The 16,641-nt window shown below is 40.2% G+C and carries 14 protein-coding genes; 12 read left to right on the top strand and 2 right to left on the bottom strand.

Annotation, left to right across the window (positions count from 1 at the left end; all coding sequences use genetic code 11):
- The first annotated feature begins 202 nt into the window (after positions 1-202).
- A complete protein-coding gene (locus H6541_10615) occupies positions 203-1,585 on the top strand; it encodes a VWA domain-containing protein (protein ID MCB9016237.1) in 1,383 nt (460 codons plus the stop codon).
- A gap of 106 nt (positions 1,586-1,691) precedes the next feature.
- Here H6541_10615 and H6541_10610 read toward each other — a convergent pair whose 3' ends face one another.
- Positions 1,692-2,384 (bottom strand): Crp/Fnr family transcriptional regulator, encoded by a 693-nt coding sequence (locus tag H6541_10610; protein ID MCB9016236.1) that lies wholly within the window; start codon positions 2,382-2,384, stop codon positions 1,692-1,694.
- A gap of 213 nt (positions 2,385-2,597) precedes the next feature.
- Here H6541_10610 and H6541_10605 point away from each other — a divergent pair, with 213 nt between their 5' ends.
- The 8 genes from H6541_10605 to H6541_10570 all read left to right on the top strand — a co-directional run bounded on the left by H6541_10605 (position 2,598) and on the right by H6541_10570 (position 10,219).
- Complete coding sequence (locus tag H6541_10605; protein MCB9016235.1) at positions 2,598-2,987, top strand: hypothetical protein; 390 nt, start codon at positions 2,598-2,600, stop codon at positions 2,985-2,987.
- Positions 2,988-3,017: 30 nt separating this feature from the next.
- Positions 3,018-3,926 (top strand): hypothetical protein, encoded by a 909-nt coding sequence (locus H6541_10600; GenBank protein MCB9016234.1) that lies wholly within the window; start codon positions 3,018-3,020, stop codon positions 3,924-3,926.
- Positions 3,927-3,970: 44 nt separating this feature from the next.
- Positions 3,971-4,387 (top strand): c-type cytochrome, encoded by a 417-nt coding sequence (locus H6541_10595; protein MCB9016233.1) that lies wholly within the window; start codon positions 3,971-3,973, stop codon positions 4,385-4,387.
- 156 nt (positions 4,388-4,543) lie between these two features.
- A complete protein-coding gene (locus H6541_10590) occupies positions 4,544-5,584 on the top strand; it encodes a hypothetical protein (protein ID MCB9016232.1) in 1,041 nt (346 codons plus the stop codon).
- Between the two features lie 455 nt (positions 5,585-6,039).
- Positions 6,040-7,023 (top strand): hypothetical protein, encoded by a 984-nt coding sequence (locus H6541_10585; protein MCB9016231.1) that lies wholly within the window; start codon positions 6,040-6,042, stop codon positions 7,021-7,023.
- A complete protein-coding gene (locus tag H6541_10580; protein ID MCB9016230.1) occupies positions 7,023-7,640 on the top strand; it encodes a cytochrome b/b6 domain-containing protein in 618 nt (205 codons plus the stop codon). The genes H6541_10585 and H6541_10580 overlap by 1 nt, the downstream gene beginning before the upstream one ends.
- A gap of 394 nt (positions 7,641-8,034) precedes the next feature.
- Positions 8,035-9,534 carry a NapC/NirT family cytochrome c gene (locus H6541_10575; GenBank protein ID MCB9016229.1) on the top strand — a complete coding sequence of 500 codons (1,500 nt, stop codon included), beginning with the start codon at positions 8,035-8,037 and terminating at the stop codon, positions 9,532-9,534.
- 340 nt (positions 9,535-9,874) lie between these two features.
- Positions 9,875-10,219: a cytochrome c gene (locus tag H6541_10570; protein MCB9016228.1), complete on the top strand. Its 345-nt coding sequence runs from the start codon at positions 9,875-9,877 to the stop codon at positions 10,217-10,219.
- A gap of 78 nt (positions 10,220-10,297) precedes the next feature.
- Here H6541_10570 and rho read toward each other — a convergent pair whose 3' ends face one another.
- Entirely contained in the window at positions 10,298-12,235 is a 1,938-nt protein-coding gene (gene rho / locus H6541_10565; GenBank protein MCB9016227.1) for a transcription termination factor Rho, read from the bottom strand.
- A gap of 414 nt (positions 12,236-12,649) precedes the next feature.
- Between rho and gcvT the strand changes: the two genes are divergently transcribed.
- The 3 genes from gcvT (at position 12,650) to H6541_10550 (ending at position 16,618) form a co-directional block, all read left to right on the top strand.
- Positions 12,650-13,738 (top strand): glycine cleavage system aminomethyltransferase GcvT, encoded by a 1,089-nt coding sequence (gcvT, locus tag H6541_10560; GenBank protein MCB9016226.1) that lies wholly within the window; start codon positions 12,650-12,652, stop codon positions 13,736-13,738.
- 70 nt (positions 13,739-13,808) lie between these two features.
- Positions 13,809-14,537 carry a 2-phosphosulfolactate phosphatase gene (locus H6541_10555; GenBank protein ID MCB9016225.1) on the top strand — a complete coding sequence of 243 codons (729 nt, stop codon included), beginning with the start codon at positions 13,809-13,811 and terminating at the stop codon, positions 14,535-14,537.
- Positions 14,538-14,560: 23 nt separating this feature from the next.
- Complete coding sequence (locus tag H6541_10550) at positions 14,561-16,618, top strand: dihydrofolate reductase (GenBank protein ID MCB9016224.1); 2,058 nt, start codon at positions 14,561-14,563, stop codon at positions 16,616-16,618.
- The last annotated feature ends 23 nt before the right edge of the window (positions 16,619-16,641 follow it).

The raw sequence follows: 16,641 nt of genomic DNA, 5'->3' as shown, positions 1-16,641 counted from the left end.
ACACATATTTAATTGATATTGTTTACCCGATGTAAATGCATTTTTCAGAATCATACAGCTTGTTGAAAATATGGCAAGGCCTGACTGCCGGAATTTGTCACACACTCAACAGAACCTTTAAAATTTAACGTAAAATAGTTTATGGGCTCGTTTATGAATGCATGAATTAAGCCGATAAAAATCAACCGGAAATAGCCCAAACATGACAAAAAAGAAGTTTCTGCTCATATTCATTCTTTTCCCATTGTTTATTTCTGCCCAAAACAAATCGAATCAAAATGAGGGAGAACCATTAAGCAGAATACTGTTTGTTTTTGATGCTTCGCAAAGTATGGTAGGCAGATGGCAGAGCGACATAAAGATGAATATTGCAAAAAAAATGATGAGTAGTTTGCTCGACAGCCTGTCGTCATTTGACAATTTGCAGGTTGCACTTCGCGTTTACGGGCATCAGAAGCCATATCCGCCTGCAGACTGTAATGACACCAAACTTGAGATTCCTTTTTCGTTTGATAATTTCAGCAAAGTCAAAACACGAATCCAAAGCCTTGAACCCAAAGGAACTACCCCCCTATCTTATGCGCTTGAACAGGCTGCAGGCGACTTTCCGGCCTGCGATAATTGCAAAAATATCATCATACTCATCACTGATGGTATTGAAGAGTGTGCAGGTGATCCATGCGCAGCTTCCATTGCTCTGCAGAAAAGTGGTGTGGCCATGAAACCTTTTATTATTGGCATAGGACGTGATTTTAAGGAAGCATTCAATTGTGTTGGCACATATTATGACGCCTCCAGCGAAACAGCCTTTCAAAAGGCTTTAAGCTCAGTAATTAGCCAGGCACTCAACGCCACAACATTACAGGTTAATCTGCTTGATATAAACAACAAGCCAACAGAAACAAATGTGAATATGACTTTTTATGATCATGCAACAGGAAAGTTGAAATACAACTTTATACACACCCTGAATCACATCGGGCTTCCTGACACCATGACACTTGACCCAATGCTCAATTACGACCTGGTGGTTCACACTGTTCCGCCTGTCCGGCTCGACAGTATAAGCCTGACCCCCGGGTCGCATGTTACGGCCACGCTGAGTGCTCCACAAGGTTATCTGAATCTGAAAATAGGAGCAAATGAGCGTATTGTTAAAAATCTTCAGGCCATTATAAGACAGCATGGAAAAATGCAAACTTTATGTGCACAGGGGTTTGGCGAAACAAAAAAATACATTTGCGGCAAATATGATATTGAAATACTCACATTACCAAGGCTTTACCTTAACGATGTAACCATTTCTCAAAGTCAGACAACAACTATTGACATACCACTGCCCGGGATAGTTGTGATCAGAAAAAGTGTGAATGGTTATGGCAGCCTTTTTATAGAAAGAAACGGCCAGCTTGAATGGGTTTATGATTTGAGGGAAAATGTATTGCAGGAAACGCTGGTTTTACAGCCGGGGAACTACCAGGTTATATATCGTTCTAAAAATGCAGAAAGGGCCATGTACACCATAGAAAACTCGTTTACTATACTTCCGGGAGGAACGAGTAACATCAACCTCTTTTCATATTAGTAAAATAAAGGCAACACAGCATTGTTGGAAGACCTGTCAATCATAAAAATCAGAGAATTAGCATTATCTCGGTTCCAATCAACACCCAACATCCTTCAGTAAAAAATTAGCCATTACGGCTGATGGTTTCAAGCATGGGTATATTCAGCAATTCAATTACATTTCCATCAATGGCAACCAACCCATCTTCTTTAAAAGATTTTAAGGCCCTGATGGCACTTTCTTTCGTCATACCCGACATATCAGCCAAATCCTGTCGCGTAAGAAATGAGGTAAATGGATTGGCCTGGTAAACCCCCTTTGACAGATGTAGCAAGGTGCCTGCCATGCGACCTGGAATTTGTTTTTGAGCCAGGCTGCTAATCTGGCTAAACATATCAATGGCCTGCATACTAATTTTTGTAATAAAACTATTGGCAAACGCATTATTTGTCTTTACCAGCTCCTGAATAACTTCAGAACTCACCAGGCAAGCGGTTGTATCTTCACATGCAATTGCAGTAAAATGATGTCTTTTATCCACATACGCTCCAGGAACGAAAATATAATCTACAGGCTTGGCAAATCCAACAATAAGTTTGCGATCGTGCTCTCCCTCAATGTATAATTTGACAAGCCCCGAAGTTACACAAACAAAATCATGGCAAGGTGAACCCTGTTTAAAGATAATTTCACCAGGGTTATAATGCATACTCACCCGGCATGTTTCCACCCTTTCCAATTCATCTGTTTTTAAAGAATCGAAAATTTCAGAACGGGCCTGACAAAGCAAACATCTGGCATTCATCACTTTACTCATAAATATTGTTTTCTTTAAATAAAAAACACATTCAACACGCAGTAACAAATATAAAGAATCATTCTACATAATGTGCAAAATCACTCATTTAAATGATATAAATCAATCAAAACAAAGAATAAATCACCACGTGCCTGCAAATATATCACTATTTCTACAGATGTTCATAACTGTATAAGTAGTTTCTTTGAACTGTTAAAGAAAGCAACCATTATGAAGAAATTAACATCCAGATTTACACCGACAATCGCCATCGCCGCGATTGCAATTATGGCATTACTAAGTGGATGCGAATATGAATTCGTTGAACCGGAAAGAGTTCCTGTACCAACAGAAGAAATCAGTTTCGCAACAGACATCATGCCTATTTTTAATAGCAGTTGCAATATGAGTGGCTGTCATGCAGCAGGTGCATTCTCACCTGATCTTTCACCGTCAAACGCATACAACAGCCTTACACAAAACAACTTGATAGACCAGAACACACCATCAAACAGTTTGATTTATACCAGTGTGAGTTCAGGAAGTATGAAAAGTTTTGCAACGGCCACAGATGCAAGTGTAATTCTTGCCTGGATACAGCAAGGCGCTAAGAATAATTAAATCATTTTAATGAACACAAAGCTACTCATAATGAAAAAACTCAGCCATATAAAAAGAATAAGTGCCCTTGTAGCCATTGCCATGCTGCTAAGCCACTTTACAGGATTTGCACAGGAAGAAACTTCCGAAGCACCTGTTAAAGAACGTCCGGCACGTCCGGCATTTGAAAGTGGACTATTGTTCGACGGAGCAACCACCACACTGCAACCATCCAAAACACTGGAAATGATTATTCAGCATCGTTTTGGAACAATGGATAATGGAGCAACCGATCTTTTCGGCATTTGGGCACCATCAAATATTCGTCTTGGCTTAAACTACAGCATCCTTGACAACCTGATGGTTGGAATAGGAACTACCAAGTTTAACAAAATGCAGGATATTCAGATAAAATACAATGTTCTTCAACAAACCCGGTCAAACAAAATACCGGTCACAGTGTCTGTTTACGAGGTAATTGGAATTGACGGAAGCGCTGACGGCAAGTTTGGTGTAAACTATAAATTCAGCAACCGCTTCAGCTATTTCAGCCAGATTATAATATCACGCAGGTTTAACGATAAGTTCTCACTGCAGATAGCGCCAGGCTTTACTCACTACAATTCAATGGACTCTCTTACAGACCACGACCGCGTTTCAATTTCATTTGCCGGAAGAGTTAAATTTTCACCACAAAGTTCAATTATTATTGGAGGCGATTTCCCTTTACAGATTCAGGGAATTTCAGAACATACCAAAGAAGTGAACGATATTGTTGGCACTGTGAAGCCTAATCTGAGTATCGGGCTTGAGGTTTCAACCAGCACACATGCATTTCATGTTTACCTTGCCTCTGCTCAAGGCATTTTACCTCAGGAGGATATTATGTTTAATAAGAATGATTTCTTTGACGGAGGTATTCTTATTGGTTTGAACATAACCCGCCTTTGGAATTTCTAATCAACTTAACCATTTTTTAAATCATAAACCAAAATCGTACTACCATGAAAAATCCGGTTAAACTCATCGCAATTTTCACCACAGCAATTTTTATGCTGACCATAAACCTGGCCATGATTCAGAAACCAGGCAGCCCATGGGTTATTCCTGCAAAATATAAAAGTATGAAAAGTACTATTAAAGCAGGTGACGCATCCATCAATACAACTGGTAAAGAGTTGTATAATAAAAACTGCAAATCATGCCATGGTGCCAAAGGACTGGGTGATGGCCCTAAAGCTGCCAGTCTGAAAACAAGCACAGGCGACTTTTCAACCAAAGCATTTCAGGATCAAACTGACGGTGAAATCTATTATCAATCTATAATTGGTCGTGATGAAATGCCCAATTTTGAAAAAAAGATTACGGATGAATCTGATCGTTGGGCAGTTGTTTATTACATGCGTACCATGAAAAAATAGCATGCACTGAACTTTTGTTTTTACTTCCTTCTAACCTTAAGACAGAGTTACCGGGAAAATCAACTGCTGCTGCAGGTTAAAAGGAAGCTAGAACAACTGTTTAATTTAAATCCACACAAACAAAATCACACTTTCACAAACAAAATTCACAGAAAAATGAAACAAAAACATCTATTATTAACTGCCATCGCAACAGGATTGCTGATTGCCGGCAATTTATTTATGACCGGCTGTACCAAGGAGGGTCCTCAGGGACTCGCCGGTAAGGATGGCACAAATGGCACAAATGGTACCGATGGAACTGCCTCATGTATTGTTTGTCATAGCAGCAATCAGGTATTATATGCCAAAGAGCTTCAGAGCGCCGCTTCCATGCACTCATTGGGAACAGCATTTGCAAGAAATACCGGTGAATGTGCAGTATGTCACACAAGCCAGGGTTTCCGTGGCAATCTTGACGGCAGTTACGATTGGACAGCAACAGGAGCTAAAATCGACAATCCTGTTCCACCCAATTGTTATACTTGCCATGCCATACATGAAACTTACGAAGCAGGTGATCTTGCTTTAACAGTGAGTGGAGCAGTTGCACTCAGAAACACCAATGGTGCCACCCACGATTTTGGCAAAGGCAATGTTTGCGCCAGTTGCCATCAGGGACGCACTGTTGAGCCTTTCCCAGTAGTTGGAGGAGCTGACATTGTTGTTACCAACACCCGTTACGGTGTTCACCATGGCCCACAGGCAAATACAATTGCCGGTGTTGGCATGGGATTATTTGAAGTAGGCACAGGCCTTGTTAACTCAGCTCATTCTACCCAGATTGCTGACGCTTGCGTAACCTGCCATATGGCTAACGGTTCAGGTAACACTTCAGGAGGTCACACTTTCTGGATGGGAGAAACACTCAACACTACCGGCTGTACAACTGCAGGCTGCCACGAAGGTGAAGATGTAGCTGCTTTTACTGAAGAATTCCAGGCTGAAATCGCCACCTTACTCGCTGAATTAAAAGTGAAACTTGATGCTACAGGCATTACCAGGGAAGGTAGCGACAACTCGGTAAGCGGAACATATCCTGCTCTTGTTGCAGGTGCTTGCCTCGATTACAAAGCATTGACCGAAGACAAAAGTCTTGGTGTTCATAATCCAAAGTATATCAAAAAGTTACTCCAGAACCTCAACGAGGCTTTATAGTAATTATCCAATTTCCAGCAAAAGAGGCTCCATAACCGGAGCCTCTTTTGTTTTAGTCTTATCCGGATTGATCTTGGTTTCAATTGATTATTTCTCCTCCGGAATCCTGGTCCTGCTATGCAGTTAATCAAATCATCCTTCCTCAAAAACAAAGTAATTAAGCCTTTGAATCAGTCAACACCCAAGCATCCATCTACCCTTATCCTGACTGGAATTCATTGAAAAAGACAAGCATAAATCAGGTTACTTTCCACTTCAACGGTGATATATATCAATATTTTTAACGAAAAAATCACCGTTTATAAATGATAATGTCACTTGTTGGTACAATATGGCTGTTTATATATATATGTACCTTTGAAAGTGTTATTCACCGGCGAAACGGAACATTTCCAGAACCTGAATTATTTTGCAATTGACCAATGAAATTGTACTACTAAATATTATTCACAAAAATGACTTCACCATTTTCACGAATTTACCGGAAAATCCCAGTGCAAATCATCATGGCTTTTACGATAGTCTTATGGGCTTCCGTAGCTGCAGTTGCACAAAATCCAAGGGCATCAGCCAACGCTGAACTCAACGAAAACTGTTTAAAATGCCATGGTCAGTCAAAATACAAGTACATGAACCCCGAAACAGGTTCAGAGGTGACCAAAAAAATGTATCGGGAAACCATCATCAACCGTGATGAATTCTACGAATCAAATCACAAAAGTTTTAAATGTACCGATTGCCATTCTGACGATTACAACACTTTTCCTCATCCCGGAGAGCTAAGAATGGAAACCAGTTATGCGTGTAATGACTGTCATGGAGGTGACGAGACCTATGCCAAATTTCAGTTCGAAAAAATTGAAGAAGAATTTCAGGCCAGTGTACACTCTACCAAGCACAGCGAAGTATTTAACTGCTGGATGTGTCACAATCCTCACACCTACAAAATCAGTGCCCGTTCTGAAGATAAAATAAAAGACATTGTAGCTTACGACAATGCCATTTGTTTGAATTGTCACGGAGATATCGATAACTATCAGTTACTGACTGACAAGGATAAACCTGATATTATTAAAATACATGAATGGCTACCCAATCAGGAAACCCACTTTAAAAATGTACGTTGCATTGAATGTCATGCCAGAACCAATGATTCTATTTTAGTAGCCCACAATATTCAGCCAAAAGAAAAAGCAGTCAGAAGGTGCGTTGAATGTCATTCAACCAACTCAATACTGATGGCTTCTCTTTATAAATACAAGGTTAAAGAAGGCCGCAACAAAGCTGGTTTCTTTAATGGAGTTATCATGAACGAAGGATATGTAATCGGTGCAAACCGCAATTACTACCTTGGGTTACTGAGCATAATCATGTTTGGCTGTGTTTTGGCAGGAATTGCAATTCATGCTTCATTAAGAATCTTAAAACGAAAAAAATAATGTCTGAAAAATTGTATTTATACCCTGTTTGGGTAAGACTATGGCACGCCTTGAATGCCATCCTTATCATCACCCTGATAATAAGCGGTGTAAGCATGCAATACTCAAATCCGGATAATCCATTTATCCGTTTTGACCTGGCAGTTAAATTGCACAATATCAGTGGAATTACGCTAACAATTAGCTATCTGATTTTCCTGATTGGAAATATCATCACTCCCAACGGAAAGTACTACAAATTGTCATTAAAAGGATTGTTCAACAGACTGATGAAACAGTTTATATACTACACCATCGGGATTTTTAAACATGAAACCCCTCCTTTTCCGGTTACAAAAGAGCGCAAATTCAATCCATTGCAGCAATTTACATATGTTGTGGCCATGTATTGCCTGGTTCCGGTTGTCATCCTCACGGGATGGGCATTTCTTTATCCTGAAGTAGTTTTTGCCAAATTTTTAAGCGGCAACCTCTTTAAAATCAACAACATTATTCATGTTATTATTGGATTTTTCCTTTCTTTTTTCATGATCATCCACATTTATTTCTGTACAATTGGAGCAACTTTTGTCAGCAATTTCAAGAGTATGATAAATGGATTCCATGAATCACACTAAGGACAATAAACTAAACCCCAAAAAATAAAAATAGAATACTGGCCTTTATTAATAACCCCAAGCAGTTAAGCCTGTAATTAAAGCGAGGCGGACAAAAATATTTTTGTCCGCCTCGCTTTAATTTTACAATGAATGGTTTTCCAAAATATCTGAAATATAAAACCATCAAAACATTTAGCCTGTGTTCGAAAAATCACACCACAGACCCAACATCCTTAACATTTGATAATCTTCCTGTTAATAATACATATCCAAGGCTTTACCTGGCAGGCATTTCAGTCGAACAATTTAGACTGTATACAAATTACACAAAACAATCACATCCCATCAATATAGTTAGTTTTATCCATATCTTTACTATAAACAACCATTTAAGTACTTAAACCGAACAAACATGAAAACGCCTAAAAAACTTTACAACTGGCTTAGTGTCACAGGTTTCATACTTGCAGGGAACAGCATATTTCTCATCCTTATTTTACTTCTGTTTTCCCTTTTCTCGTCGCAAAGCAACTCATACCTTGGGTTATACATCTACATCATTTTACCGGCATTTCTTGTATTAGGGCTAATATTGATACCCCTGGGTGTATTGCTGCGTATCAAAAAAAATGTCGGAGCTGAGCGAGAAGAAGGCGCCTGGCCTCTCATTGATTTTAATCAACGTAAGCAACGCATCAGTATGATTAAAATTATAGTGTTTACATTGATTTTTGTTACAGCTTCAGCAATGGGCAGTTACAGGGCCTTCCAGTATTCTGAATCAGTTGAATTTTGCGGCACACTTTGTCATAAAGTGATGGAACCCGAGTATGTAACATACCAACACTCAGCTCACGCCAGAGTTACCTGTGTGGAATGTCATGTTGGCGAAGGTGCTGACTGGTATATTAAATCCAAAATGTCAGGATTATATCAGGTCTATTCAGTATTGTTTGAAAAATATCCCAAACCAATCGGCACTCCCATTCATAACCTGAGGCCGGCGCGCGAAACATGTGAAAGATGCCACTGGCCTGAAAAATTCTATTCCAGGAAACTGCGCAGCCAACGCTCATTTTTAACCGACTCGGCCAATACAGAGTGGAATGTATCCTTACTGATGAAAATCGGCCCTCAATTCAGCTCCATGGGACTTGCTGAGGGCATCCACTGGCATATCAATAAGGATTTCAAAATTGAATATGCATCTGCTGACGAAAACCGCGAAAGCATTCCATGGGTTAAACTTACAAATATGAAAACCGGAGAGGTAAAAATTTTCTATGATGAAGAAAACCCCATCGATCAAAAAGCACTTGATTCACTGGAAACCAGAGCAATGGACTGTATGGATTGTCATAACCGACCCTCTCATCTATACAAATCAGCTCCTGATTACATCGACAATGCCATGATTTCAGGTCTATTCTCAAAAAACATTCCCTATATAAAAAATGCAGCAATGGAAGCTTTGAAAATTCCATTTGACAATAAAGATACCGCCATGAAAAGCATCCGGGAAACGGTGCTGGCATTTTATCAGGACGAATATCCTGATGTGCTTGAAAAAAACAAAGAACCCATTGAAAAAGCTATTCTTGCCATTCAGGGTGAATACCAGTTAAATGCATTCCCTTACATGAAGGCAGATGCTAGTAAATATCTGAATCATATAGGCCATCTTGAGACTGAAGGATGTTTCAGGTGCCATTCTGATAAACACAAAACTTCCAAAGGAGAAACCATCTCAAGAGACTGCAATCTGTGTCATACAATCATCGCACAAGGCCCTACCGGAAATCTTACAACTGCTTCTATTGATTCAACGCTGGAATTTGTTCATCCGGTAAAAATCAGAGGTGCATGGAAAACCAGCTTCTGCTCCGACTGCCACAAGGTGTTGTATGAGTAAACTCAAATCTGACCGTAAACTAAGTGCAAATGAACTTAACTGATGCAATACAGTTCATTCAACCAGAAATACTGTCAAGGATTCCTGCTTTTTTATCTCCTTTTACCTGATTTTTTTCACGCGCTAAAAATGAGCAGGAATTCGTTTGTAAATGCAATTTTACATCTATGTATATAGATATTTTGCATTATTTCTTTTACAAGTGCAACTTTCTTATTATCTTTGGAATAGAAGTTGCAATACACATTTCTAAAACCTAAACAATTACATTATGAAAAATCAAATCAGGCTTGCCGCATGCTTATGCACTGTTTTTGTATTCTTCACCGCATCAATGGCGATGGCACAAAAGGAAGGAGGCCCATGGACAATTCCAGCCAAGTACAAAACAATGAAAAGTACCATAAAAGCCACAGATCCTTCGGTAATGACAACGGGCAAAGAATTGTATAATAAGAACTGTAAATCCTGCCATGGCTCAAAAGGACTGGGCGATGGGCCCAAATCTGCCAGTCTTGAGTACATAGTACCTCCATTTAACTCCAAAGCATTCTCGGCACAAACAGATGGCGACCTTTACTACAAATCATTTGTGGGGCGAAAGGAGATGCCAAACTTTGAGAAGAAAGTAACGGATGAAGCTGACAGATGGGCAATTGTTAACTTTATCAGGACATTAAAGTAAAAAGTCATTTTAAAAGGAAGAGGCTGTATCCAAAAAGATACAGCCTCTTCCTTTTATTAAATATTTACCAGTTTCAGATTATCCATTCATTGAAATAAGGAATTCTTCATTGGTTTGTGTGTATCTCATTTTATCTTTCAAAAATTCCATAGCCTCCAAAGGATTCATATCAGCCAGATGGTTGCGGAGCACCCAGATGCGCTGGAGGGTTTCCTTATCGAGCAGTAAATCTTCGCGACGCGTACTGGAAGCAACAATATCAATAGCCGGGTAAATTCTCTTATTTGATAATTTCCGGTCAAGCTGAAGCTCCATATTACCAGTACCTTTGAATTCTTCAAAAATTACCTCATCCATTTTTGAACCTGTATCAATAAGAGCGGTAGCAATAATAGTGAGAGAGCCTCCATTTTCAATTTGACGGGCAGCTCCGAAAAAGCGTTTGGGTTTTTGAAGAGCATTTGCTTCAACACCACCGGAAAGCACTTTTCCGGAAGCAGGTGAAACTGTATTGTAAGCCCTTGCCAAACGGGTAATTGAATCAAGAAGGATAACTACATCGTGCCCGCATTCAGTCATTCTTTTGGCTTTTTCCAGAACGATATTAGCAATTTTTACATGGCGCTCAGCTGGTTCGTCAAAGGTTGATGCAATAACTTCAGCATTTACACTACGCGCCATGTCAGTTACTTCTTCCGGGCGTTCATCAATAAGTAAAACGATAAGATAAGCTTCGGGATGATTGGCTGCTATTGCATTGGCAATTTCCTTCAACAAAACGGTTTTACCCGTCTTGGGCTGAGCAACAATCAACCCGCGCTGCCCCTTTCCGATAGGCGCAAACAAATCAATAACACGGGTGGATAAATTAGAGCCCGGGTGACCTGTAAGTTTGAATTTTTTTTCAGGAAAGAGCGGCGTAAGGTAATCAAAAGGAATTCGGTCACGTACTTCATCTGGCGTACGTCCATTAATCAATTCAACCTTAATCAATGGAAAATATTTCTCGCCTTCTTTAGGCGGTCTGATTGTTCCTCTAACGGTATCACCAGTTTTTAACCCAAAAAGTTTGATTTGCGACTGAGAAACATAAACATCATCCGGAGAGTTCAGGTAATGATAATCGGAAGAACGCAGAAAGCCGTAACCATCGGGCATAATTTCCAGCACGCCATCACTTGAAATAAAACCATCAAACTCCCATGTATATTCTTCTCTTTTCCTTTCGGGAAACCGCTGTTGACGCGGATTGTTGTACTCACGGCTATAGCGCTCACCTGAAGGCCTGTAAGGCTCGGGTTCGGGATAACGTTCAACAGGAGGAGGTGGTGGTGGCAATGGGGGTGTAAAATCTTCAGCGGGAGGTGCAACCGGAGCGGGTGTTGAAGCGATGACTTCTTCTACAGAAATGTCTTTTTGTACTATATCTTCTATTGGGTCTTCAATAATGGGTGCGGTGCTCAGCAAAATCGCTTCTTCATCAATATGATCGCTTTTAGAAACAGGCACTTCAAACTTTCTCTGACGGGGCAAAGGCTCACGTTTTGGCCTGCCTCTGCGGGGTTTGTCTGTATCTGCTACCGGGTTTTCAGGTTTTGGACGAACAGGTTTATCTGGTTCATTTGAAGCCGGAGCATTGGGTTTAGCAGGATTAGGTTTAGAAGGGCTGGGTTTAGGTTCAGTATTTTCAGCAATTTCAGCCTTGCGCTCGGTTGCAGCAGATGCAGCTACCGACGGGTTAGAAGAAGCAACCGGGCTTCCGTGGGCAGGCTTTTTGGGCTGCGGTTTACCTTTGTTGAAGCGATCGTCTGAAATGCGCTCACGCTTGTGTTTGTTTTCTCTGGCTGCTTTTTCTTTTTCAAGCATCTCACGTGAAGGGTTCAACGCCTGATAATCAAGAATCTGGTAAACAAGTTCCTGCTTTTTATGAGAATCAATTTTGGGTATATTCAACCCGCGTGCAATGTCTTTTAAATCCTCAAGCGACTTGTTGTTGAGTTCAATGATATCGTACATAAAATAATGGTTAATTTGTGATCGTAGAAATAAGGATCGGGAAATAATGTGATTGTTTAAATGAAAATCCACTCCGGAATGATCCGACTATCCTGTCCAACCTGATGAGTACTGGTATAAATACTGAGAGCGGGATTGAAATGATTTTGAGTACGCAAATATACGAATAATTTAGCTCACAATACATAGCCGATAAAATTTTAATCTTTTTATGTTCAATCAATTAAAATGGCAAAAATTCCTGTCGCGATATTTTTGTGTGAATTTGCCTGTCATTAAATAAACGACAAAATACATAAACAGTCGGGCAACATCAAAAAACAAATATATTAAGCCCTTATTTTAGAAAAAACCTACGTTGATTTCAAAAAAATCACGTAGGTTTGCCCCATAAAATTCAATAACATCTTCATTATGAAACATACTGCATTTAGTGCTCTTCATGAAGCATTTGGCGCTAAAATGGTTGAGTTTGCCGGATTCTATATGCCGGTTCAATACGAAGGATTACTAACTGAACATGAAACCGTACGCAAAGCGGTTGGTGTTTTTGACGTATCACACATGGGTGAATTCTGGGTAAAAGGCCCTAAAGCACTTGAATTTGTTCAGTGGGTTACTTCAAATGACGCATCAGTGCTGGTTGACGGAAAAGTGCAGTACAGCTGTTTCCCCAACGACAAAGGCGGCATTGTGGATGACCTGCTTGTATACCGTATCAACAACGAAACTTTCCTTTTGGTTGTAAATGCAGCCAATATTGACAAAGACTGGGCATGGGTAAATTCACAGAATACAATCGGAGCCACTTTATACAATGCTTCTGACGAAATTTCCCAACTGGCCATCCAGGGACCTCTTGCATTAAAAGCCATGCAAAAGCTCACTGACACCACCATTACCGATATGGAGTATTACACTTTTAAAAAAGTGACCTTTGCCGGCATTAAAGATGTAATCTTATCAACTACCGGGTATACAGGCGCAGGTGGATGTGAAATATATTTTGCCAACGAAGATGCACCGGCCATTTGGAAGGCTGTGTTTGAAGCTGGGGCAGAATTCGGAATCAAACCAATAGGACTTGGAGCCCGCGACACATTACGACTTGAAATGGGATTCTGCCTTTATGGCAATGACATTAACGACACCACTTCACCTATCGAAGCCGGGTTGGGTTGGATTACCAAATTTGCCGACCACAAGAACTTTATCAACAAAGAGGCTTTACTTCGCCAAAAAAATGAAGGAGTTCAGAAAAAACTCGTGGGCTTTGAAATGATTGACAAAGGCATCCCCAGACAACATTACCCCATTATGGATGCAGATGGCAATACCATCGGGGAAGTCACATCAGGCACCCAGTCTCCTTCATTAAAACTGGCCATTGGTATGGGATATGTGCCAGTTGCAATGGCTAAACCAGGAACCGAAATCATGATCAATATCCGCGATAAAGCGTTAAAGGCTAAAGTTGTCAAATTACCATTTTACAAAGGCTAATTTCATTTTAAGCAAAACACCCGTATACTACACACAAGTATGCGGGTGTTTTTATTCAATCGACACAAAAATGCCATTAACCATAGAAACCATCCTCAGTCCGGCCCTCTACCCTTTCAGAACAACTGAGGAGTCTCACATTACTGTTGTTATTGATATTCTGAGATTTACAACCTCTGTTGTCGCAGCTTTTGACTTTCATGCAGCAGCAGTAATACCCACCATGACCCTTGAGGAAGCCCGGAAACTGAAAGAAAAAGGATACAAAGTGGCAGCTGAAAGAGACGGTCTTAAACTCGATTTTGCTGATTACGGAAACTCTGCATCAGATTTCATGAATCCTGATATTGAAGGAAAAACAATAGCCTATTCCACCACTAACGGTACAAGAGCCATTATGCTGGCGGCCGCAAACGGGCCTGTTGTAGCTGCATCATTTTCTAATCTTTATGCTGTAGCTGAATGGTTATCCACCCAAAAACAAAACATTGTTATTTTATGCTCAGGCTGGAAGAATCAATTTTGCATTGAAGACACCTTGTGTGCCGGAGCATTCATCAGCAAGCTTACAGAAACCACTGCTTTTGAAATCTCCGGTGATGCTTCGGTCATGGCAGTCGGGTATTGGGAAGCTGCGCAAAACAACCTGGCAGCCTTTATAAAAAAAGCTTCGCATCACCAACGATTATTGAACCTTGGAGTAAATCCTTTGCTTGAATACACTATCAAAACGGGCATCTCCAATGCTTTACCGGTATTTGAAAACGGATGGCTCACTGACAAGAATAAAAACAAATAACCTCTCACAACCTTCATCAGATTATGAAAAAATTAATCTTTCTTAGTTTAATCGTTATGAGCATTTTCAGCACTTCATGTAATGAAGAAAAAAAAAGCGGGAATCAGGAACAGGATTTTAAGTTTCTGCTGGAACAATTTGCCGACCTGAAGATTATGCGATATCAGGTACCCGGATTTGACTCCCTCTCCCTTCAGCAAAAAGAACTGGTGTATTACCTGAGCCAGGCTGCAATCGCGGGTCGCGATATTCTTTTTGATCAAAACTACAAATACAATCTGGCAGTACGCCGTACGCTTGAAAACATTGTTGAGAATTATAAAGGAAATCGCGATTCTGAAGATTTTCAAAACTTTATGGTTTATACCAAGCGCGTTTGGTTTAGCAATGGAATTCACCATCACTATTCCAAGGACAAGTTTTTTCCTGAAATAAGCAAGGAGTATTTTGAATCACTCATCAGGGAAACCAAGGAAGGAAGCTTCCCCCTTCAGAACAATCAGGATTTAGAAGCTTTTATAACCCAAATCTCTCAAATCATATTCGACCCTGAAATTGCGCCCAAAGCAGTTAGTCAGGAAGCCGGAAAGGATTTATTACTAAACTCAGCCTGTAATTTTTATGACGGAGTTACAGAAAAAGAAGCTGAATTATATTATTCAAATCTCAAAGCCAACACCATTAAAAATGGCGGCGACACACTGGTTTCTTTTGGGCTCAACAGCAAGCTTGTAAAGAAAAATAATATTATCAGCGAAGAAGTTTACAAAGTTGGCGGATTGTACACAGAAGCCATTGAGCAAATTGTATTCTGGCTGAACAAAGCTGCTGAAGTTGCCGAAAACCCAGAACAGAAACAAATCATTAAATCATTGATCAATTATTATCAAACCGGCGACCTTTCCACCTGGGACGAATACAACGTACTGTGGGTTAAAGACTTAAAATCTGACATTGATTTTGTAAACGGATTTATTGAAAACTATGGCGATCCAATGGGGCTAAAAGCTACATGGGAAAGTATCGTAAACTTCAAAGATAAAGTTGCCACTAAAAGGGCAGAAATTATCAGTGCTAATGCTCAATGGTTTGAAGATCATTCACCGGTCGACCCCAAATTCAGGAAATCAGTAGTAAAAGGAGTGTCAGCCAAAGTTATAACAGCAGCTCAACTTGGTGGCGATTGCTACCCGTCAACACCTATTGGAATCAATTTGCCTAATGCCGACTGGATTCGCAAAGAACATGGTTCAAAATCAGTTACCATTGAGAACATTACCTACGCTTACGATAAGGCAGCTATTGGCAATGGCATGATGGAAGAGTTTGCAGGCTCTCCCGAAGAGATTGAACTAGCTAAAAAGTATGGAAGTCTGGCCAGCAATCTGCATACCGATTTACACGAATGTCTGGGTCATGGTTCAGGGCAATTATTACCAGGTACACGCGGTGATGAACTGAAAAACTATGGCTCACCGCTTGAAGAGGCCAGAGCTGATTTGTTTGCTCTTTATTATATGGCCGATCCCAGAATGATTGAGCTGGGACTTTATGACAATGAAGGGGTTTACAAAGCTGAGTACAACAGTTATATCCGTAATGGCCTGATTACCCAGCTTACCCGTATCCAACCCGGAAAAAACATTGAACAGGCGCATATGCGATGCCGTCAGCTGATTGCAGGCTGGTGTTATGAAAACGGCAAAAAAAACAATGTAGTGGAAATGTACGTCAAAGATGGAAAAACCTTTGTAAAAATAAATGATTACAAGGCTCTTCGCGTATTATTTGGCAATATGCTGGCCGAAATTCAACGCATCAAATCAGAAGGAGATTATGCTGCCGGCAGTGCTTTGGTCGAAAAATACGGAGTAATTGTTGACCCAACACTTCACAAGGAAGTGCTGGAAAGGTTTTCTAAATTAAACATTGCTCCTTACGGAGGGTTTATCAACCCCGTTTTTGTGCCGGTAATGAAAGATGGAATAATTGCCGATATAAAAGTTGAATATCCTGACGATTATACCGGACAAATGCTTGATTACTCAAAAAATCACTCATTCCTGCCTACCTATAATTAATTTATGAGCCGAGGCCGTCGATG

The organism is Lentimicrobiaceae bacterium, assembly GCA_020636745.1.
Lineage (GTDB): Bacteria > Bacteroidota > Bacteroidia > Bacteroidales > Lentimicrobiaceae > Lentimicrobium.
This window is presented reverse-complemented; position numbering and strand designations above follow the sequence as displayed.

Coding starts and splice junctions, on each gene's coding strand:
- H6541_10615 (MCB9016237.1), top strand. CDS start 203: ATGACAAAAAAGAAGTTTCTGCTCATATTCATTCTTTTCCCATTGTTT.
- H6541_10610 (MCB9016236.1), bottom strand. CDS start 2,384: ATGAGTAAAGTGATGAATGCCAGATGTTTGCTTTGTCAGGCCCGTTCT.
- H6541_10605 (MCB9016235.1), top strand. CDS start 2,598: ATGAAGAAATTAACATCCAGATTTACACCGACAATCGCCATCGCCGCG.
- H6541_10600 (MCB9016234.1), top strand. CDS start 3,018: ATGAAAAAACTCAGCCATATAAAAAGAATAAGTGCCCTTGTAGCCATT.
- H6541_10595 (MCB9016233.1), top strand. CDS start 3,971: ATGAAAAATCCGGTTAAACTCATCGCAATTTTCACCACAGCAATTTTT.
- H6541_10590 (MCB9016232.1), top strand. CDS start 4,544: ATGAAACAAAAACATCTATTATTAACTGCCATCGCAACAGGATTGCTG.
- H6541_10585 (MCB9016231.1), top strand. CDS start 6,040: ATGACTTCACCATTTTCACGAATTTACCGGAAAATCCCAGTGCAAATC.
- H6541_10580 (MCB9016230.1), top strand. CDS start 7,023: ATGTCTGAAAAATTGTATTTATACCCTGTTTGGGTAAGACTATGGCAC.
- H6541_10575 (MCB9016229.1), top strand. CDS start 8,035: ATGAAAACGCCTAAAAAACTTTACAACTGGCTTAGTGTCACAGGTTTC.
- H6541_10570 (MCB9016228.1), top strand. CDS start 9,875: ATGGCACAAAAGGAAGGAGGCCCATGGACAATTCCAGCCAAGTACAAA.
- rho (MCB9016227.1), bottom strand. CDS start 12,235: ATGTACGATATCATTGAACTCAACAACAAGTCGCTTGAGGATTTAAAA.
- gcvT (MCB9016226.1), top strand. CDS start 12,650: ATGAAACATACTGCATTTAGTGCTCTTCATGAAGCATTTGGCGCTAAA.
- H6541_10555 (MCB9016225.1), top strand. CDS start 13,809: ATGCCATTAACCATAGAAACCATCCTCAGTCCGGCCCTCTACCCTTTC.
- H6541_10550 (MCB9016224.1), top strand. CDS start 14,561: ATGAAAAAATTAATCTTTCTTAGTTTAATCGTTATGAGCATTTTCAGC.